The organism is Lentibacillus juripiscarius, assembly GCF_042685205.1.
Lineage (GTDB): Bacteria > Bacillota > Bacilli > Bacillales > Amphibacillaceae > Lentibacillus > Lentibacillus juripiscarius.
Map to the genome: position 1 here is coordinate 1 of NZ_JBHUNA010000041.1, position 20,322 is coordinate 20,322.

21 protein-coding genes and 1 riboswitch are annotated in these 20,322 nt (G+C 46.7%); of the genes, 10 read left to right on the top strand and 11 right to left on the bottom strand.

Annotation, left to right across the window (positions count from 1 at the left end; translation table 11 throughout):
• Positions 1-321 precede the first annotated feature (321 nt).
• Positions 322-500, top strand: a riboswitch (Lysine riboswitch).
• Positions 501-627: 127 nt separating this feature from the next.
• From dapA to ACFSUO_RS15485, 4 genes are all read left to right on the top strand, one after another.
• On the top strand, positions 628-1,515 hold the full coding sequence (gene dapA / locus ACFSUO_RS15470) for a 4-hydroxy-tetrahydrodipicolinate synthase (protein ID WP_382395734.1): 888 nt from the start codon (positions 628-630) through the stop codon (positions 1,513-1,515).
• Positions 1,516-1,809: 294 nt separating this feature from the next.
• The gene (locus ACFSUO_RS15475; protein WP_382395736.1) at positions 1,810-2,019 is read left to right on the top strand and encodes a hypothetical protein; all 210 of its coding nucleotides are present in this window, start codon (positions 1,810-1,812) and stop codon (positions 2,017-2,019) included.
• A gap of 272 nt (positions 2,020-2,291) precedes the next feature.
• The gene (locus ACFSUO_RS15480; RefSeq protein ID WP_382395738.1) at positions 2,292-3,929 is read left to right on the top strand and encodes a BCCT family transporter; all 1,638 of its coding nucleotides are present in this window, start codon (positions 2,292-2,294) and stop codon (positions 3,927-3,929) included.
• Between the two features lie 91 nt (positions 3,930-4,020).
• On the top strand, positions 4,021-5,424 hold the full coding sequence (locus tag ACFSUO_RS15485; RefSeq protein WP_382395740.1) for a Na+/H+ antiporter NhaC family protein: 1,404 nt from the start codon (positions 4,021-4,023) through the stop codon (positions 5,422-5,424).
• A gap of 144 nt (positions 5,425-5,568) precedes the next feature.
• Here the strand turns inward: ACFSUO_RS15485 and ACFSUO_RS15490 are convergent, their stop codons facing one another.
• From ACFSUO_RS15490 to rlmN, 4 genes are all read right to left on the bottom strand, one after another.
• Positions 5,569-6,234 carry a YetF domain-containing protein gene (locus tag ACFSUO_RS15490; RefSeq protein WP_382395742.1) on the bottom strand — a complete coding sequence of 222 codons (666 nt, stop codon included), beginning with the start codon at positions 6,232-6,234 and terminating at the stop codon, positions 5,569-5,571.
• A gap of 159 nt (positions 6,235-6,393) precedes the next feature.
• The gene (locus tag ACFSUO_RS15495; RefSeq protein ID WP_382395744.1) at positions 6,394-6,924 is read right to left on the bottom strand and encodes a hypothetical protein; all 531 of its coding nucleotides are present in this window, start codon (positions 6,922-6,924) and stop codon (positions 6,394-6,396) included.
• 9 nt (positions 6,925-6,933) lie between these two features.
• Positions 6,934-8,106: an Alp7A family actin-like protein gene (locus ACFSUO_RS15500; protein ID WP_382395746.1), complete on the bottom strand. Its 1,173-nt coding sequence runs from the start codon at positions 8,104-8,106 to the stop codon at positions 6,934-6,936.
• Positions 8,107-8,528: 422 nt separating this feature from the next.
• Positions 8,529-9,596, bottom strand: a complete 1,068-nt coding sequence (gene rlmN, locus ACFSUO_RS15505; RefSeq protein ID WP_382395748.1) for a 23S rRNA (adenine(2503)-C(2))-methyltransferase RlmN — start codon at positions 9,594-9,596, stop codon at positions 8,529-8,531.
• 183 nt (positions 9,597-9,779) lie between these two features.
• Here rlmN and ACFSUO_RS15510 point away from each other — a divergent pair, with 183 nt between their 5' ends.
• Positions 9,780-10,781, top strand: a complete 1,002-nt coding sequence (locus ACFSUO_RS15510) for an LLM class flavin-dependent oxidoreductase (protein WP_382395750.1) — start codon at positions 9,780-9,782, stop codon at positions 10,779-10,781.
• Positions 10,782-10,994: 213 nt separating this feature from the next.
• Here the strand turns inward: ACFSUO_RS15510 and wrbA are convergent, their stop codons facing one another.
• Positions 10,995-11,603 carry an NAD(P)H:quinone oxidoreductase gene (gene wrbA, locus ACFSUO_RS15515; protein WP_382395752.1) on the bottom strand — a complete coding sequence of 203 codons (609 nt, stop codon included), beginning with the start codon at positions 11,601-11,603 and terminating at the stop codon, positions 10,995-10,997.
• Positions 11,604-11,850: 247 nt separating this feature from the next.
• Here wrbA and ACFSUO_RS15520 point away from each other — a divergent pair, with 247 nt between their 5' ends.
• Positions 11,851-12,303, top strand: coding sequence for a DinB family protein (locus tag ACFSUO_RS15520; RefSeq protein ID WP_382395754.1), 453 nt, complete (start codon positions 11,851-11,853; stop codon positions 12,301-12,303).
• Positions 12,304-12,403: 100 nt separating this feature from the next.
• Here the strand turns inward: ACFSUO_RS15520 and ACFSUO_RS15525 are convergent, their stop codons facing one another.
• The 3 genes from ACFSUO_RS15525 to ACFSUO_RS15535 are packed head-to-tail and all read right to left on the bottom strand — an operon-like array spanning position 12,404 to position 15,277.
• Positions 12,404-13,918, bottom strand: coding sequence for an acetyl-CoA hydrolase/transferase family protein (locus tag ACFSUO_RS15525; RefSeq protein ID WP_382395756.1), 1,515 nt, complete (start codon positions 13,916-13,918; stop codon positions 12,404-12,406).
• Entirely contained in the window at positions 13,890-14,582 is a 693-nt protein-coding gene (locus ACFSUO_RS15530; protein ID WP_382395758.1) for a hypothetical protein, read from the bottom strand. Before ACFSUO_RS15530 ends, ACFSUO_RS15525 begins: the two co-directional genes overlap by 29 nt.
• Positions 14,583-14,632: 50 nt before the next feature.
• On the bottom strand, positions 14,633-15,277 hold the full coding sequence (locus ACFSUO_RS15535) for a LytTR family DNA-binding domain-containing protein (RefSeq protein ID WP_382395760.1): 645 nt from the start codon (positions 15,275-15,277) through the stop codon (positions 14,633-14,635).
• A 145-nt stretch (positions 15,278-15,422) separates the two neighbouring features.
• Here ACFSUO_RS15535 and ACFSUO_RS15540 point away from each other — a divergent pair, with 145 nt between their 5' ends.
• On the top strand, positions 15,423-16,484 hold the full coding sequence (locus ACFSUO_RS15540; protein WP_382395762.1) for an NAD(P)/FAD-dependent oxidoreductase: 1,062 nt from the start codon (positions 15,423-15,425) through the stop codon (positions 16,482-16,484).
• An 80-nt stretch (positions 16,485-16,564) separates the two neighbouring features.
• Here the strand turns inward: ACFSUO_RS15540 and ACFSUO_RS15545 are convergent, their stop codons facing one another.
• The 3 genes from ACFSUO_RS15545 to ACFSUO_RS15555 all read right to left on the bottom strand — a co-directional run bounded on the left by ACFSUO_RS15545 (position 16,565) and on the right by ACFSUO_RS15555 (position 17,870).
• Positions 16,565-16,879: a DMT family transporter gene (locus ACFSUO_RS15545; protein WP_382395764.1), complete on the bottom strand. Its 315-nt coding sequence runs from the start codon at positions 16,877-16,879 to the stop codon at positions 16,565-16,567.
• The gene (locus ACFSUO_RS15550; RefSeq protein WP_382395910.1) at positions 16,879-17,226 is read right to left on the bottom strand and encodes a DMT family transporter; all 348 of its coding nucleotides are present in this window, start codon (positions 17,224-17,226) and stop codon (positions 16,879-16,881) included. The genes ACFSUO_RS15545 and ACFSUO_RS15550 overlap by 1 nt, the downstream gene beginning before the upstream one ends.
• 71 nt (positions 17,227-17,297) lie before the next feature.
• The gene (locus tag ACFSUO_RS15555) at positions 17,298-17,870 is read right to left on the bottom strand and encodes a TetR family transcriptional regulator (RefSeq protein WP_382395766.1); all 573 of its coding nucleotides are present in this window, start codon (positions 17,868-17,870) and stop codon (positions 17,298-17,300) included.
• A 222-nt stretch (positions 17,871-18,092) separates the two neighbouring features.
• Here ACFSUO_RS15555 and ACFSUO_RS15560 point away from each other — a divergent pair, with 222 nt between their 5' ends.
• From ACFSUO_RS15560 to ACFSUO_RS15570, 3 genes are read left to right on the top strand one after another with little or no spacing between them, the layout of a single operon-like run.
• Complete coding sequence (locus ACFSUO_RS15560; RefSeq protein WP_382395768.1) at positions 18,093-18,785, top strand: DUF1538 domain-containing protein; 693 nt, start codon at positions 18,093-18,095, stop codon at positions 18,783-18,785.
• Positions 18,782-19,552: a DUF1538 domain-containing protein gene (locus tag ACFSUO_RS15565; RefSeq protein WP_382395770.1), complete on the top strand. Its 771-nt coding sequence runs from the start codon at positions 18,782-18,784 to the stop codon at positions 19,550-19,552. Before ACFSUO_RS15560 ends, ACFSUO_RS15565 begins: the two co-directional genes overlap by 4 nt.
• Positions 19,506-20,270 (top strand): P-II family nitrogen regulator, encoded by a 765-nt coding sequence (locus ACFSUO_RS15570; RefSeq protein ID WP_382395772.1) that lies wholly within the window; start codon positions 19,506-19,508, stop codon positions 20,268-20,270. Before ACFSUO_RS15565 ends, ACFSUO_RS15570 begins: the two co-directional genes overlap by 47 nt.
• Positions 20,271-20,322: the final 52 nt, after the last annotated feature.

The following is a 20,322-nucleotide window of genomic DNA, read 5'->3' on the forward strand; positions in this document are numbered from 1 at the left end:
AATTATACGTGGTTTCACGATGGCTTTCTATTTATTTAGCTGTTGCATTTCATTTTACAATGAACCTAATAAACAGATTCATCAAGCATCGGAAAAATTTCTAAGGTCGGGATCATCAGTGCTATAAGGACGAAGTAAAACAAGGAGTTGTATTAGTCTAAAAGGCTGTTGGGAATGACGTATTAGAGGCAAACAACGTGTTTTATACGCTAAGCGGTCCGGATACAAACTTGACTCACTTTTTTTTCATCATCCCTTGAAATCCAACCACTTGTATGCTATGGTTAATAAAATTGTATACTTTCTTACTTCATTCCATTGAAGTGAGATAGAGGATGCGAAGACCATCAGTACACAATCGGAGGAAAATGAGATCCGGTGATGATGTGGAAAGGGGAATTCGCCGAAACGGAGAGAAACTCATGTTCTCGCCGTTGGTTCTGCTATTGAATAAATACAGGACTGTCATATAGGAAACTATATGGAGGGCTATCTTGCGCTAAGGGACGGTTAAGTGACGTTTCTGCAGCAACAGCGAACCCTCGTTGTTGTTTTTTTATGGCAAAATAGTGATAGCCCTTTTTTATAACGTCCGAAGTAAAACTATAGAAAAGGGTGTGAAAAGCGATGAATTTCGGTCATGTATTAACCGCCATGGTGACCCCATTTGATCAAAATGGCGATATCGATTTCGACGCAACACGTACATTGGTGAATTATTTAATCGTAAATGGTTCAGATGGATTAGTGGTCGCAGGGACAACAGGGGAATCTCCAACGCTAACAGATACTGAAAAACTGGACTTATTCCGCTTCGTCACAAACGTTGTGGATGGACGCGTTCCCGTTATCGCAGGGACCGGATCAAACAATACTCGAGCAACCATCGAATTAACAACACAAGCGGAGCAGACTGGCGTAGATGCCATCATGCTCACGACACCTTATTACAATAAGCCTTCCCAGGAAGGACTGTACCAGCACTATCAGGCTGCAGCACAAGCAACATCTCTCCCGGTGATGCTGTACAATATCCCGGGCCGCAGCGCAGTGGGGATTGCACCGGAAACGATTATCCGGCTGTCGGAAATCGACAACATCACAGCTGTCAAAGAAGCAAGCGGTAACCTTGCAGCAATGACAACCATCATCAATAAAACACCTGAAGACTTCACGCTCTACAGCGGTGATGATGATTTGACCCTTCCTGTCCTGGCGATTGGCGGACAAGGCGTTATATCGGTCTCCGCACATATAATCGGAAATGACATACAGGAAATGGTGCAAAGCTATCAAAACGGCGATGTAAGGCGCGCAGCAAACATTCACCAAGAAGTGCTTCCGACAATGAAAGCGATGTTCGCACAGCCAAGCCCATCCCCGGCAAAAGCAGCCCTCCACATGATGGGCATTCCCGTTGGCGACGTCCGCCTGCCGATGGTACCGCTAACCAGCGACGAAAAACTGCAGCTGAAGAAACTATTGCCACCGCATAACATGACAGAAGCAGGCTAAAGCCCATTACCCGCTGTTACGAACACTTTATTGCGTTCGTGCAGCGGGTTTTTTAATGGCTTTCAGAAGCTGATGAACCGACCGCCACATAATCGTGACTTTGCCGGACGCCAGGAGGATCAGGCCGTCGGGGGTTAGAATCAACCGGAGGATGGGAAGAATCAACCGATTTGGGGCCTGAATCAACCGAAAGACAGGGAGAATCAACCGGTTTGAGCTTGAATCAACCGAAAGACAGGGAGAATCAACCGGTTTGAGCTTGAATCAACCGAAAGACAGGGAGAATCAACCGGTTTGAGCTTGAATCAACCGAAAGACGGGAAGCCAACCGGTTTGGGCCTGAATCAACCGAAAGACAGGAAGAATCAACCGATTTGGGGCCTGAATCAACCGAAAGACAGGAAGAATCAACCGATTTGGGGCCTGAATCAACCGAAAGACAGGAAGAATCAACCGATTTGGGGCCTGAATCAACCGAAAGACGGGAAGAATCAACCGGTTTGAGCCTGAATCAACCGAAAGACAGGGAGAATCAACCGGTTTGAGCTTGAATCAACCGAAAGACGGGAAGAATCAACCGGTTTGGGACCTGAATCAACCGGATTAATGTTAGGTCTAAATAGTGACAACTTTAGCGAGTTTATTTTACGGCACCTCGCCCTTTTATCAGTGGTTTTTTCCAGTTTATCAGCGATTCCATCCTCCCCCTTTATAGAAAAGCTTCATGCATATCCTGCCAACATATTGAAAAGCTATCGGTAGAAAGGATGAGCGTTATGAACAAAGATTTAATCGATTGGCCTACATTTTTCGGGGCTCTCTTCCTTCTCCTAGCTGTTTCCATACCATTAGCAGTATTTCCGGATATAGGTAAAGAAGTTGTTAATTTAGCAAATGACTTTATGACGGGTAATTTTGGTGTATTATACCTCATATTTGGTCTTGCGGCATTTGCTTTCTTAGTATATGTTGCGTTCAGTAAAAATGGACACATCAAGCTTGGGGATAAAGATGCTGAAAAAGAATTCGGCACGATTTCCTGGGCGGCGATGCTGTTTGCGGCTGGTATCGGCTCCAGTATTCTTTACTGGGGAATGATTGAGTGGGCGTACTATTATCAGGGGCCACCGTTCGGCATTGAACCGGAGTCAACGGAAGCGATCAGCTATGCTCCGGCGTATGGCATTTTCCACTGGGGGCCGATTGCGTGGGCCATTTATACATTGCCAGCCCTGCCAATTGCTTATTTTTACTACGTGCGGAAAAAACCGGTTTTGAAAATAAGTGAGGCGGTAAGACCGGTTCTCGGAAAGCTGGTTGATACGCCGCTGGGAATTGTCATTGATGTTCTGTTCATGTTTGGTCTCATGGGTGGTGCTGGTACCACACTTGCACTCGGGACACCGATGATTGCTCAGGGTGTCCATGACATTACTGGGCTGCCGCCTAATCTGGCAACGAAAACAGTCATCATGCTGCTGTGTACAGCTATTTTTGCCGTCAGTGCGTATTCCGGACTGCGCCGTGGTATTAAAGTTCTGAGTGATATCAACTTATGGCTGGCCATTTTTGTTCTTTCCTTCATTTTCATCTTTGGTCCAACCCTGTTCATTAGCGAAACGACTTTTACCAGTCTTGGCCTGATTATTGATGAGTTTTTCAAAATGGCGACGTGGCTGGAGCCTTTTGCTAACGTGGGCGGCTTTACCGAAACTGGTTTCCCTGAAGCCTGGACTGTTTTCTATTGGGCATGGTGGCTTGTGTACGCGCCATTTGTTGGACTGTTCGTCGCGCGTATTTCCCGCGGCCGTACTATTCAGGAGATGATTTTCGGCGCGATGCTGTATGGCACGCTTGGCTGTGTGCTGTTTTTCGGCATCATGGGGAACTTCGGACTGCATTTGCAGCTGACGGGCAGTTTCGATGTGGTTGGGTTTATGAATGAAAATGGCGCACCGGCTGCCATCATCGCTATCCTAAATCAGTTGCCAATGGCCGACTTTATGGTGTCCGTCTTCACTATACTGGCGATCATCTTTCTGGCAACCACTTTCGATTCATCGTCGTATATCCTATCAGCGGTTGTTCAGCAGGAAGTGCAAAAAGAGCCTCTGCGCTGGAATCGGCTGTTCTGGGCGTTCACGCTATGCCTGATGCCGCTCGTTCTCATGTATGTAGGGGACCTGCAGACGCTTCAAACCGCAAGTATTGTCGCGGGCTTTCCCGTTCTGTTCATCATGGCGCTCCTGGCCTGGTCATTCATGAAAGCATCCAACGAGGACATACGCGCCTCTAAGGACTATGAACCGCCAACCATCTACATTAATCGCCGGGAAATTGTGCAGCGGATGCGCCAGCGGCAAAAGAAACGTTCAGCCCTGGAAGCTTTGGAGGACAAAGATCCAGAAAAATAATGACACAGGGTACGGCGGTGCTCTCCTTGGTAGCCGCCTAAGTTACCTGCGTATGAAACGATAGCGAATGAATATGAAAGGAGGTTTCATCATGGAATGGCTTTCACTCGTCCCATTCGCGATTGTTATTGGGTTTTCAATGTGGTTGAAAAAAATTCTGCCTGGACTTGTACTCGGGCTGCTTGCGGGGGCATTGCTCGTTGAATTCAGTGTGCTCGGCGGCTCCCAAGAGACTATTTCCTACATTGTCACAACGTTGTCCGATGAAAATAATATTAAAATCATTGCCTTTCTTTACTTGTTCGGCGGGCTTGTCGGTATGATGAACATCTCTGGTGGCATTAAAGGGTTCTCAGAGTGGATCGGGGCTAAAATTGACACCCAGCGCGGTCTGCTCGGGTTAATCTGGGCAACATTGCCATTCACGTTCATGATGCCGATGTTTCGGATTATGATGATTGGCCCGGTCGTCAAATCACTCATGAAGGACCTGAACATGTCAAAGCGCAAAGTTGGCTTTACCATGGATGTCTCCACAAGCTCGGTCATCGTACTCATACCGGTGGCTACGGCCTTCGTCGGCTTTATGATTTCACTGGTGGAAAGCGGCATCCAAAAGCACAATCTCGCGATGGATCCATATCAAATATTTTTGCTGAGCATCCTATTTAATTTCTATGCCATTATCATGCTCGTCATTGGGCTTATTCGAACGTTCTGGTCCTCGTCGGAAAAACAAGGTACCAAAAAGAAAAAGGAAGATGACGAGAACTATCACCGTGCCGGGATTGAAAAAGAATTATCCATGGTTAAAGCCCAGCCGTGGAACTTGATTGTTCCGCTCTTCCTTTTGCTGGGACTGTCTTTGTTCCTTTTATGGCAGGATGGCGTTGCAAAAGGAGCTGATACCGTTTTCCAGGCTTTTTCCCAAGCGGACGCAACATTTGTCATGCTGTTGGCGGTATTCATTACGCTAATTGTGACGTTTGTATTTTACATGATCCGCAAGCAGTCCTTGGAGGAAACGATTTTTCACTTTTATGATGGCGGGAACCAGCTCATGCAGGCGATTATTCTTCTTATTCTGGTATGGTCGCTGTCATTGGTTGCGGAGGATCTTGGTTTTTCCAAGTTCATTAACGCCACGCTCGGTTCATTCCTGCCGAGCTTCACGATACCGGCCATTATTTTTGTGCTTGGGTCAATCGTCAGTTACTTCATCGGCTCATCCTGGGGTACATGGGGATTGTTCATGCCGCTCGGGATTGCGCTGGCTGTATCAACGGACGCTTCCATTCCACTGACGGTCGGTGCGGTGTTTGCCAGTGGTTCGTTCGGAGCGATGACATCACCACTCGGGGATACCACCATCACGACTGCCTCGATTCTGGAGATGCCGCTCGTGGACTATGCCCGCTACAAGCTGAAAATTTGTTCAGTCGGTGCAGCAATCGCTGTGGCAGCCTATCTTGCCGCTGGATACTTCCTGGCTTAATTTTGGGGCTGTCTTGGATTGCCCGTGACTCTTTGGACGGCTTCCCACGAAAAATTGTTTATCCCCCACCTTCACGTTTCAGGTTTACCTACGTTTAAAGGTGGGGGGATTACAGCCGTTCATGCGTCATAAAAACCCCCGCCATTACTGTAAATGTCTTGGCGAGGGATTTTGTGTTTCCTGTTCTTTTTCATCATCGTCAATTTCTTTAAATATGTCTCGCTTCTGTTTCATTTCTTCCAGTTGCTGATTCAATTCGTTCAACTGATTCTGCAGCCGATTGATTTGCTGATTGGTGGACAACTGACTCAACATTTCCTCAACGGATTGCGACAACTGCTGAAATTCTTTCTTAGTTACAGGTTGCAACTCCTGTTTTAATGTATATCCAACCTGTCCGTTTGGCTCCAGTGTCGCCCACTCCACGTCGTCTATACTTTTAACATTATTCATCCGTAAATTCATTTCCAGCTGGTCCACTGTCATGCGTAATTTTTTCAGATTTTGTTCCTTTACGGTGCCATTTTCGACTAATACTTTGGATTTGCCAGTAATGATTTTTTCAAAAATGTTCCCTTTTACTTGAGCATATTCCATTATGAATAGGGTAGCAATCAAAAGGGTCCCCACTGCGAGCGTCACCCAGATGTTTTTTCCGGATACCGGCTGGATCAGCAATGAACCGATTCCAATCATAATAACTGTTTGCGGGAGGGTCATTTGCGAAATCGATTTTCTGCCGGCAAGCCTGAGCAAAAGTGTCCCGCCAACCACAATAATAATTGATTTCCATATCCAATCCAGTTCCACTTCATCAAACTCCTTTCTATAGTTAGTTTGATTGGAATCGAGCGGCTTATACATGAAAACTCAGCCCTGCCCACTTCTAAGGTCGTCCATAATCAACACCTTCCAATGTTAAAAAAACTGCCCTGACGCATATGACAGGGCAGCTTTGTTCAGCCTCATTCACTTATTCATTTTGGAGAAAAAGTCGGCGAGCGGGGACTCTTCTTCTTGTGGTTCTTCTGTATCCGGCTCATGCATGTCCTCAAGCTGATTCATATCAACACCATCCAAATCCGGCTTGTCCTCGGAAGGCGGGTCTGGCGGCATCATCTGCTCGAGTTCCAACTCTGGTTCCACTTGAGTATTTGGCTGGTTGCTGTTCAGCGTGGCCAATATCGACGTTGCCCGGACTGGATCCTGCATGAGCTGATACACAATATTACCAATCAGCGCTTCAGAATGTTCATGCTTCAACCAATTTTTCTGCTCTTTGGTAAGCTGACGGGGAAGCGGGACCGTTACCGATTCGCGCTCCCGTGTGAACGTTTCATGAACACCCTTCAGCACATATTGGGCAATTTGGCTGGAAAAATTACGGCGCTCGGTTTCTTTCAGCTTTTGCAGCTGCTTTAAAAGGTAATCGGGTGTATCGGACGGAATCCGAAATGTGATTGATTGCCCCCGTTCAATATTCTTTTTCGACTGTTGCATACAATCACCTTACGCTTCGTCCGCTGCGGCTTGTTCCTTTACTTCCGCCGGGGCGCTTTTGTTCACAACATCCATAATCAGCTTATAATAGGCGTTGGCCATCATCCAGATACTTTCGTGTTCATCTTCAAAAAAGTCGATATTAAAGCCATCCAGTTTATTGTTGAGTGCTTTCAGATAATCCTTCAGCACCGCCGAACCGCCGCCGACAAAATAGCAGATTTCCGACTGTGAATTCTTTTGCCATACATTGCGCAAGTGCCGGTATTCTTTTTTAGCAAGCTCCAGCAAAATCCGATCGGTAATGTCGTGGACGTTGGTCCGGCTGCCTTTCACCATAATATGATGCCGGTCGTTTTTCCTTGTAATAATATCCACAACATCACGGCGGCTGTCCAGTTCAACCCCGTGTTTGGTCCGAATTTCATCACGGATTTCCTCAAGCGATTCTGCAACACCAAGCGGGAAGCCCTGTGCCTTGTCATCATCCACATTCCGATTCTTTATAACCGCAATATCGGTTGACAGGCCACCGATATCCTGAATCAAAATTTGCTGGTCAATCAACTCTTTGTTAATCACATTGAGATCGTTGTCCATAATTAAATTAACATAGGCAGCAAACCCTTCCGGATATACCTTTACTTCATCAAATTTAATATTCACCTTTTTGCCCTGGTATTGTGGTGTCACTAGAAATTCAACCTGGTGCACCGACCCGAGCAGCTGAGACCGGTAACCGACATCCTTGCCTTCCTTCACTTCACGGAGCGGCAGGCCTGTTCCTAATGTATAGTTTGCATCGATGACATCATTTTTACCTTTACCGAATGAATTGCTGCTGACTGCATCCAAAGCTATGGAAGTAAACAGCATCACCAATGTCTGGTCTTCCTCCGATTTACTGCTGCCAGGATCAAGCTCCGTGGAGTTATTCGCCTTCGTTGCCAGATTACCGACACGATAAACCGCATTGTTCTCCTCCAGGGCAGGGGAGTGGATCCGAATGTGCAGATTATCAACTGGATCCTTTTCATCCAGATCTTCTATGCCAATTACCGGCCGATCCTCCATATCACGCGCAATTACATTTGGTATGTAATAAGATTGTTCCATTTTCCCAAAGTTTGCTTTCACGGCATCATTTCCAACATCAACAGCGGCGACTCTTCCTTGTGTCATATGTCTAATTCTCCTCTCATGAAAATGACTTACAATCTGTTGTTCAAATAGATCAGAAAGATAATTTTACAACGTCCTTATATCAAGATTAATAGATTTCAGCAATATGTGCAATCAAACTTTGTATGCATTCTTTTTTGTATACTTGTATACAAATACGCAAACGCCTTTGTATCAATATGTATACTTGTTTGTGTACAAGAAAACGGATTTGTTTTCCCTGTGTGTACAAATTGTGTATATGTGTACAGAATTGTGTATAGGTATAATTTGGTAGATAAATAGGACGTTTTCTACTAAAGAAACAAATTTATAGGACTTCCCCCTATCGCTGAAAGCATAAAAAAACACATGAGAAATCAAGTAAGATCTCATGTGTATGGTTGATAAAATTTAACCTATTCGATTTTGACCCTTTAATCTTATACTGCATTCTCTTTTTTAACTTGTTTACTCCGGAGCTGGCCACATGCAGCGTCGATGTCTGCACCGTTTTCCCAACGCACACCGCACTGAATGCCATTTTCACGCAGTGCCTCATAAAATGCCTGAATCGTTGATGAGTCACTGCGCTGATACTGGTCATGCTCGCTGACGGTGTTGTATGGAATCAAATTCACATAGGATAGATGTTTTTTGTCCGCCAGCAATTCAACAAGCTCTTCCGCGTCTTCCTTATGATCATTGACATCCTTCAACATGATGTACTCATACGTAATACGACGATTGACATTTTCCAAGTAATAGTCAACAGCCTTCATCAGCTTTTCAATCGGAAAGGCCCGGTTTATCTTCATAATCGACGTCCGCAACTCGTTATTCGGTGCATGCAAAGAAATCGCCAAATTCACCTGTGTACCGGTATCCGCCCATTCGTAGATTTTATGCGCAAGTCCACTCGTGGATACGGTAATATGGCGGGCACCGATATTAAGTCCCGCATCATCGTTTACAACATGGATAAAGTCCATCAAATTGTTAAAGTTATCAAATGGCTCGCCGATTCCCATAACGACGATGTGGCTGACGCGCTCGTCGTTTCCTTTGATGTCCATATCTTTTTGCACGTTCATGATTTGCTCAACAATTTCACTGCTGTCCAGGTCACGATTTTTCCGGAGCAGCCCGCTAGCACAGAACGAACAGCCGATATTACAGCCGACCTGGGTCGTCACGCAGACGGAAAGACCATAGTTAAATCGCATCAGCACTGTCTCAATTAAGTTCCCGTCCGACATCCGGAACAGATACTTAATCGTGCCATCCTCTGATTCCTGCTTTACTTCTACCTTCATTGTATGCAGGGCGAAATTTTCTTCAAGCAGGGCAATGGTTTCCTTGTTGACATTTTTCATATCAGAAAATTGATTGATGCGCTTTTTGTATAGCCAGTTCCACACCTGATCAACACGGAAACGGCGCTGGCCATGGTTTGTGAGCCAGTCTTGCAATTGTTCATATGTTAAGCCGTAAATGGATTTTTTGCTCATGTGTATCCCTCATTTCCAAACGTTCCAATCACCTATTGTACTATAATACGGCATGCGTGGCAATGTGGCAAAGAAAAAGCCCGTTACAGGCTGCTGCAATGCCCCTCCCCCAGACAGCAAGCAAAATATTGGCATTAAGACAGCATCTGGTCGTATTATTTCCGATAAGGAGTGAATAAAAACATGACAGCGAAAACTTTTAACGATATTCCATTATCCGTTCTGGATCTTGCACCTGTCCTTGAGGGCAGCACACCGGAACAGTCGTTCAAAAATAGTGTGGAGTTAGCGAAAAACGTGGAACAATTCGGGTTCAACCGCTATTGGCTGGCTGAGCATCATAACATGCCGGGAATTGCCAGTTCGGCAACGTCGGTGCTGATCGGCCACATTGCCGGGGCAACCAGCACAATGCGGGTTGGCTCAGGTGGCGTGATGCTGCCGAACCACGCAGCACTCGTTATCGCAGAACAATTCGGAACGCTTGCGACACTATACCCAGAACGAATTGATCTCGGGCTTGGGCGCGCCCCTGGTACCGATCAAGCAACCGCCTATGCATTGCGGCGCACATTGAACCAGCGTGTCGAGGACTTTCCTAACCAGGTAGAGGAACTCGAAGATTACTTTGCCGGCACTGCAGGCGTGCATGCCGTTCCTGGTGAGGGGCTGAACATTCCAATCTGGCTGCTTGGATCAAGCGGTTTCAGTGCCCAGCTTTCCGCACAAAAGGGATTGCCATTTTCATTTGCAAGCCACTTTGCCCCAGACAACACGGTTGCCGCGCTGAATCTGTACCGCGACAATTTCCAGCCGTCCGATGTCATGAATGAACCATACGCGATGATTGGGGTCAACATCATTGCTGCGGACACGGATGAAGAAGCCAGACACCTGGCAACAACCCAGCAGCAGCAACTCCTAAGCATCCGGCGCGGACAGCCGATGAAGCTGCAGCCGCCAATCGAAAATACCGATGAGGTTTGGACCGAAATGGAAAAAGCAGTTGTTGAACAGTCGGCAAACTCTCCGTATACGCTGATCGGCAGCAAAGAAACAATTAAAGAAGGCCTGGAGCAGCTGATTGAGGAAACCGAAGCCGACGAAATGATCATCAACTCACAAATTTATGATCTAAAGGCTCGCATCCGCTCCTATGAGATTGTCGGAGAAATAATGGACTAGGACGGTGCTTTTATTCCATAAAACAGCTGCTTGCCGCCAGAGTGCGCGCAGTGGCTGTTTTTTATGCTTAAATTTGTGAACTTTAGCATTATAATTGTGAACTTTAGGCAAAGTCAATGTGAACTTTAGCATTTTCCTTGTGAACTTTAGCATTTCACCTAAAATCATACAAAAGCCACAACCCATTCGGATTGTGGCTCTATCCCTTACCCATTAGCTGCCTGCTGTAACACGAGATGCGATATCAACGGTGCGTTTTGCCTGATGTTTAACAGCGCCTTCCACATCCTCCACCATGTTGCCGTCCTGATCGACGGAAACGCTAGTGCCGTACGGATTGCCGCCAGCCCCAAAAACGGACTGATCGGAATAGCCGGGTGTCGCAATGATGGCACCCCAATGCATCATGGAAGTATATAACGCAAGCAATGTCGCCTCCTGACCACCATGCGGATTTTGCGCCGAGGTCATGCCGCTGACAACTTTATTAACCGTTTTGCCGGATCCCCAAAGCCCACCTTGCATATCAAGGAATTGCTTCATTTGAGCAGGCAGGTTGCCAAATCGGGTCGGGGCGCTGAAAATAATCGCATCGGCCCATTCAAGGTCATCAGATGAAGCTTCAGGTACGTCTTTTGTCGCTTCATAATGGGCTTTCCATGCCGGATTGGATTCCATCGCCTCTTCTGGTGCAAGTTCCGGCACCTTCACCAGTTTCGTCTCTGCCCCAGCTTCTTTAGCGGCTTGTTCCGCCCATTGTGCCATTTGGTAGTTTGTTCCTGTTGAACTGTAATAAACAATTGCAGCATTTACGTTTGCCATGTTCTCGGACTCCTTTTATGAATGTTATCGAAAAACCCTATTATCGTCTTATAGCATTCCCAATTTCTACTGTTTAATTTACGGGATGAATGGATTAAGTGAGGACTGGTTCCCCATTTAATCGGCGATTTCCACATTTTCATCAGTCATTCTGCCATTGCCCCCCTTCCAAGGTGCGTTTTCATTTTGCCAAACAATATAAATTGATATAGTGGATATAGCACACAAATGAGGGGAGAGATTCTGTATGGATATTTTGTACAAGCAGTTTGAAATTGCGCGCAATGGACTTTTGCGGGAATTAAATAATGCAGATGAGGGGGAAGTTGATGTACAGCCGGAAGGATTCAACAACAACATCCACTGGCATGCCGGACACGTGCTGACCGTTGCCGAGCAATTTTTGTTCGGGTTCCCGGATAATTCCAGCCATCTTCCGCAAGACTATAAAGAATTGTTTGGAAATGGGTCATCCCCTGCCAACTGGCCTGCTAATGTGCCAAGCGTCCAGGAACTGACCGAACAGCTTCAACAGCAGCTGGAACGCATGAAGCAAATACCAAGGGAAAAATTTGATGAAAAACTGGCTCAGCCGTTTCTTGGCGCAGAAACATTCGGTGAGCTGGCGGCGGTGGCCGTGATTCATGAAACAAACCATGCCGGCCGGATCAATTCCATGAAAAAAGCCGTCAATAAATAAAGTCTCATCAATTCACTTATAGTCGAAAAAACCACGCATCCCCAGCGTGGTTTTTCCTATTCTATGAACATTCACAAGCAGTGCAAATCCCCGAATCTCTTTAAACCGTTTCCAGAACGCGCTCGCGCATGGTGCCGTGTTCGGCAAAGTTTGTGTGCCAGGAAAACGCTTTTTCCAGGACATGCGGTGTCTGGCCGCCGCGTTCAATTGCTTCCCGATAATAATTCCACAACTGCTCCCGGTACATCGGGTGGGCGCAGTTTTCAATAATTTGCGGTACACGCTCTCTTGGCGCCAGCCCGCGCAGGTCAGCATAACCCTGCTCCGTGACAACGACATCCACATCATGTTCCGTGTGATCGATATGGGAGGCGTACGGAACGATGCTGGAAATGTCTCCACCTTTGGCAATCGATTTCGTAACAAAGATGGCCAGCTTGGCGTTACGGGCAAAGTCACCAGAGCCACCAATGCCATTCATCATCTTCGTACCGGACACATGCGTGGAATTGATGTTTCCATAAATGTCAAACTCCAGCGCTGTGTTAATAGAAATCAGTCCGAGCCGTCGGATGATCTCCGGATGGTTGGAAATTTCCTGCGGACGCATTACCAGTTTATCGCGGTAGTTTTCAAACTGCGAAAAGACTTTTTCCATCTTGTCTTCGGACAGGGTGATCGAGCAGCAGGAAGCAAAGTCAACTTTGCCGGCGTCAATCAGGTCAAAAACAGCATCCTGCAGTACTTCTGAATAAACCTGGAGATGCTCAAACTCCGAATCAACCATGCCGTGCAGTACTGCGTTCGCAACGGAACCGATACCAGATTGAATCGGTGCAAGCTGTTCGGTCAGCCGGCCGGACTTCACTTCGTCCCTCAGAAATTCAAGCAAGTGATCAGCCATCATTTTTGTTTCTTCATCAGGCTGGGTAATCGTTGATGGCGAATCTTTTTGCTCGGTGAATACAATCCCCTTAATTTTCGCTGGGTCGACTTTAATGCCTGACTCGCCAATCCGGTCTTCCGGCTTAGTCAAAGGGATTGGCTGGCGCTCGCCCTGTTTTGCAGGGCTATACAAATCGTGCACCCCTTCCAAAAGTTCTGGCTGGGCGGTGTTAATTTCAACGATAATATTTTCTGCATTCTCAGCAAAAACGAGTGAATTGCCAATGGAGGTTGACGGAATAATGGTGCCGTCCTCCTTTATCGAAATCGCTTCCAAAATAGCGTAATCAATTGTCTCAATCACATTGTGCCGAATCCACTCTGACGTATGTGATAAATGATGATCGACAAATAAGTGTTCACCCTGATTGATTTTTTTGCGCATGACGGGATCCGCCTGGAATGGAAGACGTTTATTGATAATCCCGGCCTCGGCAAACATTTTATCGATATCGGAGCCAAGTGATGCCCCTGTGAATACGTTTACTTTAAATGCTTCGTTTTCAGATCTATTTACAAGTGCAGTTGGCACCGCCTTCACGTCACCGGCACGTGTAAAACCGCTCATTCCCAATGTCATGCCATCCTTGATCCATGAGGCAGCATCTTCTGCTGAAACAACACGGTCATGGAGGCGTTCGTCATGAATACGATCCACATGAGCTGTCATGTTGAAACCCCTTTCTTACATGTTTTAAAACTATTCTACCGTAACAGCCAGGGGTTATTGGCATTTTATGAAGGGAATAGCAATTTTCACGCTGGGAGAGGGCATTTGATGGGTGAAACAGAAGAAAAATGCAAAAGGCAGATATTTTGTGACTGAATGTGAATTTGTATGGTTTTGGCCGCACGGGTTGATATTCGGGGGCTACTACGGTCGATTCTTCTGCTTCTCCGGTTGATATTCGGTGGCTCCGGTCGATTCCTTTGTTTCTCCGGTCGATTCTTCTGTTTTTCCGGTCGATATCGGGCGCCTCCGGTTGATTCTTCTGCTCCTCCGGTTGATATTCGGGGGCTCCGGTCGATTCTTCTGTTTCTCCGGTTGATATTCGGGGGCTCCGGTCGATTCCTCTGCTTCTCCGGTTGATATTCGAGTGGTTCCGGTCGATTCTTCTGTTTTCCGGTTGATATTCGGGTGGTTCCGGTCGATTCTTCTGTTTCTCCGGTTGATATTCGGGTGGTTCCGGTCGATTCTTCTGCTTCTCCGGTCGATATTCGGGGGCTCCGGTCGATTCTTCTGCTTCTCCGGTCGATATCGGGCGCCTTCGGTTGATATACACTCCCGAGCGATTGATATCCAGAATGCTCAGGCTGCCACTCCCACCATCCACGCCGACCGCACATACCAGCCGGCAGCAGCTCACAACAGCCGCCCAGCCCGCTAAAACCCGAGCAGCTTCCGAAAGTAGCTCGAATACGACTGGCTGACCGGGACTTGGCCGCCATTATCCATTGCCAGCAGAAATGTCGAGTGGGTGTCCGGGTAAATATCTGTAATATGGTGCACATTAACAATAAACGACCGATGACAGCGGATAAATGTCTCCCGTGGCAGTGAGTATTCATAGTCCTGCAGCGCGCGTTTTGTTGTGCCGGCAAATTCCTTTGCGAACACGTAAGTTTTCCGGTCTTTTGCTTCCAGATAGACTACATCATGAAATGGGATTGGTTTCCACCCGTCTGCCGTTTTGACCGTGACCACGGATTTGCCTTCTGTCATTACCGGGTAAATCGCGGTAACGCACCCTTGCAATATTCCGTCTTGGTGAAACGGGACAGCCATTCCGTGATACGGTACGCCGAACACACTGCGATCAATGAATTCGGACACTTTTTGCCCTGAATGTAATGCTTTATGTGCAATCGTTCCTTCAATAACCGGGTCCCCCGGCGCTATTTTTAAATCAATTCGTTTGCTCGGCCGGTAATAGATATATTCCGCTGTATCGGAAACAGCGATGGATATTTCATCTGAAAAAAGTTCCCCGACGACATCAAATAGGGAACCGAACGTTAAACGATCCATGTGACAAGACACCTTTCCTGCAATGTTCTAATGCTACTGTATCATTGCCGGAAATAAAACAACAATTCCTATGTTTCCCTAGTTTTCCATCGGCAGTTTTGGTAATCTTAACAGTAAGAGCAATCATACATAAGGAGTTTTCGTCATGAAGAATATCGTTGTCCTTGGCGGTGGCTATGGCGGCGTCAATATCATCCAAAACCTGATTGAGCAGGACCTGCCGGAAGATGTGCATTTTACGGTGATTGACCGCAATCCATACCACTCCATTAAAACAGAATTTTACACGATTGCGGCGGGCACATCCGCTGATACAAATGTGCGCATGGATTTCCCGGAACATGATAAAATCAGTTACATTTTTGCAGAAGTCAAACACATTGATGCTGAAAACAGGCAAATTCTTTTCCAAGATCGCAGTGAGCCTGCTGCATACGATTATTTAATCATTGGCTTGGGTTGTGAGGATAATTACCATGGTGTGGAAGGGGCTGCGGAGTACACCGAAAGCATTCAGACATTTCATGGTGCGCGTCACGCGGGAATGGCGGTCGGCAATCTGAAGGCGTACGGGAAAGCCACTATTGTCGGTGCGGGCCTCAGCGGCATTGAAGTTGCAGCGGAAATTCACGAAAGCAGGCCAGATCTGAATATCCGCCTTCTGGACCGGGGTACATCGGTTCTAAAGGCATTTGACCGCAAGATTCAAAACTATGTGGAAGACTGGTTCATGAAAAATGATGTAGAAGTGCTGCACGAGGCAAACGTCGAATATGTTGAAAAAGACGGCGTTTGCAACAATGGTGTTTGCTATGTGAACGATGTCACTATCTGGACGGCTGGTGTACGCCCGAACAAACTGGTGCGCGAGTTGCCGTATAAAAAAGATGAGCAGGACAAAATAGTTGTCAATAACTTTTACCAGGTGCCCAAGGATCCGCAAGTGTATGTCGTCGGTGACTGCGCTTCTTCGGAGCATTCCCCGAGTGCCCAGCTCGCCCGGCAGCAGGGAGAGCAAATCGCGGATGTCCTTTATGCAGTCCTAAAAGGAGAAGAACCGAAAGAGCCTGGCAAGCTCAAACTAAAAGGAACACTCGGATCGCTTGGCAGTTCAGAAGGATTCGGCGAGATGATGTCCCAGTCGGTCGTCGGCTATATTCCGCGGCTGGCCAAATCCGGGGTACTGTGGCTGAACAAACGGCACTAAGAACGAACCGCTAGCATACAATCGTAAAATCAAAAGCAATTCATTTCGGGCAGTCGCTAAAAGACCGCCCGATTTTTGCTTTACGAAACTGCCTTCAGCCCAACCACCCCAACAATAATCGCAGCAAGACTTACAATTCGGGACAGGCTTCTCGATTCCCCGAAAAAAAGCATATTCACCAATACCGCACCAGCCGTACCAATGCCAACCCATACTGCATAGGCAACACTTACCGGCAAGTATGCAAAAGCCTGATAAAGCATTGCTACGGAGGTGCATAACCCGCCTACGTAAAGAACGCCATTTTTGAATGACTTGTTTTGACTCAATAATTTCAGACCAATAACGCCACTTATTTCGAACATCGATGCCAGTAATATAAAAATCCACCCCATCAATAAGAACCTCCTTCCGCACGTTTCTCGCCCGCACGATCGGCAATTTTCAGCCCGATTACTCCGGCCATCAGAAGCATGATGAAAAACATTTTAATCACATTCAGACTGCCATTAAATAAAAAGACATCCATCAATGCCGTTCCCACTGTGCCTGCTGCCGCAAAAATGGCGTAAACAGTTCCGGTAGGCAATACTTCACAAGCCTTCCGGAGACATTCCAGGTCCAGTAACATCACAAGCACAATTAGAATCCAGTGCCACCAATTGGAAGCAATATTAAAACCGAGCACCCAGCACAGCTCCAGCAGGCAGACGAGTATAAGGTAGATCCATGATTTATTCATTGCTAACAGCACCTCTTTCCGTGACTGACATTCAGTCATTTTTGCGTAAATGAGCAAGGGACATCACACCATTAAAGTCCCAGCGCATGCCCAGCAAATTTCAACACTTCTTTTTTCTTTAATTCAGCAGTCTTTTCATCCTGATGACTGTACATATACGTTTGTTCTGCTGCTTCTTCAATTAGTCCAATCAAAATCTCTGCTGTACGCTGCGGGTGCAGGGAGTCCCGGATAACTCCATCCGCTTTCGCCTTTTCAAGCTGATTGCCGAGCCATGCATAATAAGATTCATAAATCGTCTCCCACTCTTGCATATACTCGGCTGATGCGAGTCCCGCATAAATTAGCGCGAACACATCCCGGTACTCTTTCGTCATGTCAAACACAATATCGACAACCACCTCCAGCTTCTGGGAAAATGGTAATCCCTCATGCACATGTTTCTGAATCTCCTGCAGTATCTTTTCCGTCATAACTTCTGCGATGGAAAGCATGACCGCAAGTTTGGAGGAAAAATATAAATAAAAGGTACCCTGCGCAATGCCTGCTCCTTTGACAATGTCCGAAACCTTGGCCTTTTCCATACCTTTCTCACGAAAAACGTTAATGGCGGATTGAATAATTTTTTCTTTTTTATTGTCCATTTAAAAGTCTCTCCAATATCATGACTGACTCTCATTCATTCTACGTTAACTCATCACTGCTGTCAAATTTAGGGATGCCTTTTATTTCTAGTTCTGTTCACATAATGATATAATTAATGCAAAATCTATAAGTGCTTATAAGTGCTTATCTTCTCATTTTGCCTTTCTCTTGCAAGATAATTTCTTCCTGTTCGAGTCACCAACTGCTTCTGGGGGTTTTTCATGGACAACATTAATGAAACAGTATTGGAAGTCATTTATTCTATTTTACCGATTGCCGTTGTCATAACGGTGCTGCAATTTACGATCATCTGGCTGCCAATGGAGGCATTTGTGCAGTTTTTGATTGGCGTTGTATTTGTCGGAATCGGACTCATCCTTTTTTTACTCGGCGTCAATGTCGGACTGCTACCGGTTGGGGAAATGATCGGTTCCGCTCTGACGAAAACGAAAATGCTGTGGGTTATCGTATTGTTCGGGTTTTTGCTGGGGGCGGTTGTGACAATCGCAGAACCGGATGTCCGGGTGCTTTCCTCGCAAATTGATGAAGTCTCAGGTGGTGCGATTCCACAGAGTACCCTTATTCTCGCTGTTGCGCTTGGGGTCGGAATTTTCGTCGGACTAGCCATGCTGCGGATCATCTTCAACATCAGCATTGTCTATCTGCTGGCTGGCGGGTATGGGCTAATCTTTTTGATTGCAGCGTTCACCCCGTCGCAATTTGTGCCCATTTCCTTTGATGCGGGCGGTGTGACAACCGGCCCGCTGACAGTCCCATTTGTGCTGGCACTGGGGGTCGGTGTTGCCACGGTGATCAGGGGTAAATCAGCGTCAAGTGACGGGTTCGGCCTTGTCGGACTTGCCTCCATTGGCCCGATTTTGTCCGTGCTGATTCTGGGAGTGATATACGGATGAACCTGCAAATATTTGAGGGCTTTGGCCAGACGATGCAGGAGGTGGCCATTGCTTTACTGCCCCTGGCCATCCTGTTTGCGATTTTTCATTTTGTCTTTTTAAAACTGCCACTTCGGAAATTATTGGATATTGGCATTGGCTTTGTCCTGACATTCGCCGGTCTGTCCTTGTTCCTGCAAGGTGTTCACATTGGCTTCATGCCATTTGGAGAAAAAATGGGTGGCGTTTTAGGCGGTCTGTCCTACCGTTGGGTTTTAATTCCGATTGGCTTTGTAATTGGTTTTTTTGCCATTTATGCTGAACCCGCCGTCGCTGTCATGGTCGAGCAGGCCGAGAAAGTTTCCGGCGGTTATATACCGGAAAAACTCCTGCTGTACACACTGTCAATCGGTGTCGGCATATCGGTAGCACTTTCCATGGTTCGTTTAATTTATGGCTTTTCCCTATGGTATTTTATCATTCCGGGTTATATAATAGCATTTGTTATGATACGCTATGCACCAAAGACATTTACCTCCATCGCCTTTGATTCTGGTGGCGTGTCAACCGGACCAATGACCGCAACGTTTGTCCTGGCTATGTTCACCGGCATCGCCAGCCAAATTGAAGGCCGTGATCCGCTCCTGGACGGGTTTGGAATGGTTGCAATGGTTGCGCTGGCCCCTATATTATCAGTACTAACGCTCGGAATATTGTTCAGCAGAAAGGAGAAAGGTCAGTATGCCAGTGACGATTCAAGGGCAAAAGCTCATCATCACGATCGTTAAAAAAGATAAGGCTAAAAAGGTGGTTCAGGCTTCCCGAAACGCCGGTGCTCAGGGTGGAACCACCCTTTTTGGGGACGGATTCCGGCTTAATGAAAAAAAGCGTATTCTGGGTATACCGGTTGAACGCGAAAGAGCCGTCATACTGACACTTGTATCTGACGAGATTTTTGAGGATGTGAAGGAGGCCATCATTGCTTCCGTCCATTTGGATAAACCAAGACAGGGCATTGGCTTTGTGATCGACACAAAGCACATTTCTGGCATTCACCACTTGCTCGGATGGAATGGAGAAAGTGCCGAAACGGCCAAAGAGGGGGCAGCTGTCACAATGAATGAGCAAAAAGAGTTATACGATTTAATCATTACGATCGTCAACAGAGGCGATTCAGAAAAAGTAATCGATGCAACCAGAAAGGGTGGCGCTGAAGGCGGAACAATCCTGCACGGGCGGGGAACTGGTGTCCATGAAAAAGCTAAGCTGTTCAATATTATGATCGAACCGGAAAAGGAAATGGTGCTGACCCTGATTGAAAAGGACAAAACGAAACAAGTGCTGCAAACAATTAACGAAGATGCAGAGCTGAAAAAGCCGGGCAAGGGAATCGCCTTCGTTCTGGAAGTGGATAGCACCGTCGGAATCAGCCATGAAATGAATGAAAAAGTGCGTGAAGAATATAAGAAGCAAAAGAAGAAAAAGAAAGAGAAGAAGGAAGAGTGATGGGGGCTCTTCCTTCTTTTTTGTGTGAAGTGGTTCTAGAATCCGGACTCGC

Bases quoted from the DNA above. Each gene is read 5' to 3' on its own strand.
- dapA (WP_382395734.1), top strand. From the start codon at position 628: ATGAATTTCGGTCATGTATTAACCGCCATGGTGACCCCATTTGATCAA.
- ACFSUO_RS15480 (WP_382395738.1), top strand. From the start codon at position 2,292: ATGAACAAAGATTTAATCGATTGGCCTACATTTTTCGGGGCTCTCTTC.
- ACFSUO_RS15485 (WP_382395740.1), top strand. From the start codon at position 4,021: ATGGAATGGCTTTCACTCGTCCCATTCGCGATTGTTATTGGGTTTTCA.
- ACFSUO_RS15495 (WP_382395744.1), bottom strand. From the start codon at position 6,924: ATGCAACAGTCGAAAAAGAATATTGAACGGGGGCAATCAATCACATTT.
- ACFSUO_RS15500 (WP_382395746.1), bottom strand. From the start codon at position 8,106: ATGACACAAGGAAGAGTCGCCGCTGTTGATGTTGGAAATGATGCCGTG.
- rlmN (WP_382395748.1), bottom strand. From the start codon at position 9,596: ATGAGCAAAAAATCCATTTACGGCTTAACATATGAACAATTGCAAGAC.
- ACFSUO_RS15510 (WP_382395750.1), top strand. From the start codon at position 9,780: ATGACAGCGAAAACTTTTAACGATATTCCATTATCCGTTCTGGATCTT.
- wrbA (WP_382395752.1), bottom strand. From the start codon at position 11,603: ATGGCAAACGTAAATGCTGCAATTGTTTATTACAGTTCAACAGGAACA.
- ACFSUO_RS15520 (WP_382395754.1), top strand. From the start codon at position 11,851: ATGGATATTTTGTACAAGCAGTTTGAAATTGCGCGCAATGGACTTTTG.
- ACFSUO_RS15525 (WP_382395756.1), bottom strand. From the start codon at position 13,918: ATGACAGCTCATGTGGATCGTATTCATGACGAACGCCTCCATGACCGT.
- ACFSUO_RS15535 (WP_382395760.1), bottom strand. From the start codon at position 15,277: ATGGATCGTTTAACGTTCGGTTCCCTATTTGATGTCGTCGGGGAACTT.
- ACFSUO_RS15540 (WP_382395762.1), top strand. From the start codon at position 15,423: ATGAAGAATATCGTTGTCCTTGGCGGTGGCTATGGCGGCGTCAATATC.
- ACFSUO_RS15545 (WP_382395764.1), bottom strand. From the start codon at position 16,879: ATGGGGTGGATTTTTATATTACTGGCATCGATGTTCGAAATAAGTGGC.
- ACFSUO_RS15550 (WP_382395910.1), bottom strand. From the start codon at position 17,226: ATGAATAAATCATGGATCTACCTTATACTCGTCTGCCTGCTGGAGCTG.
- ACFSUO_RS15555 (WP_382395766.1), bottom strand. From the start codon at position 17,870: ATGGACAATAAAAAAGAAAAAATTATTCAATCCGCCATTAACGTTTTT.
- ACFSUO_RS15560 (WP_382395768.1), top strand. From the start codon at position 18,093: ATGGACAACATTAATGAAACAGTATTGGAAGTCATTTATTCTATTTTA.
- ACFSUO_RS15565 (WP_382395770.1), top strand. From the start codon at position 18,782: ATGAACCTGCAAATATTTGAGGGCTTTGGCCAGACGATGCAGGAGGTG.
- ACFSUO_RS15570 (WP_382395772.1), top strand. From the start codon at position 19,506: ATGCCAGTGACGATTCAAGGGCAAAAGCTCATCATCACGATCGTTAAA.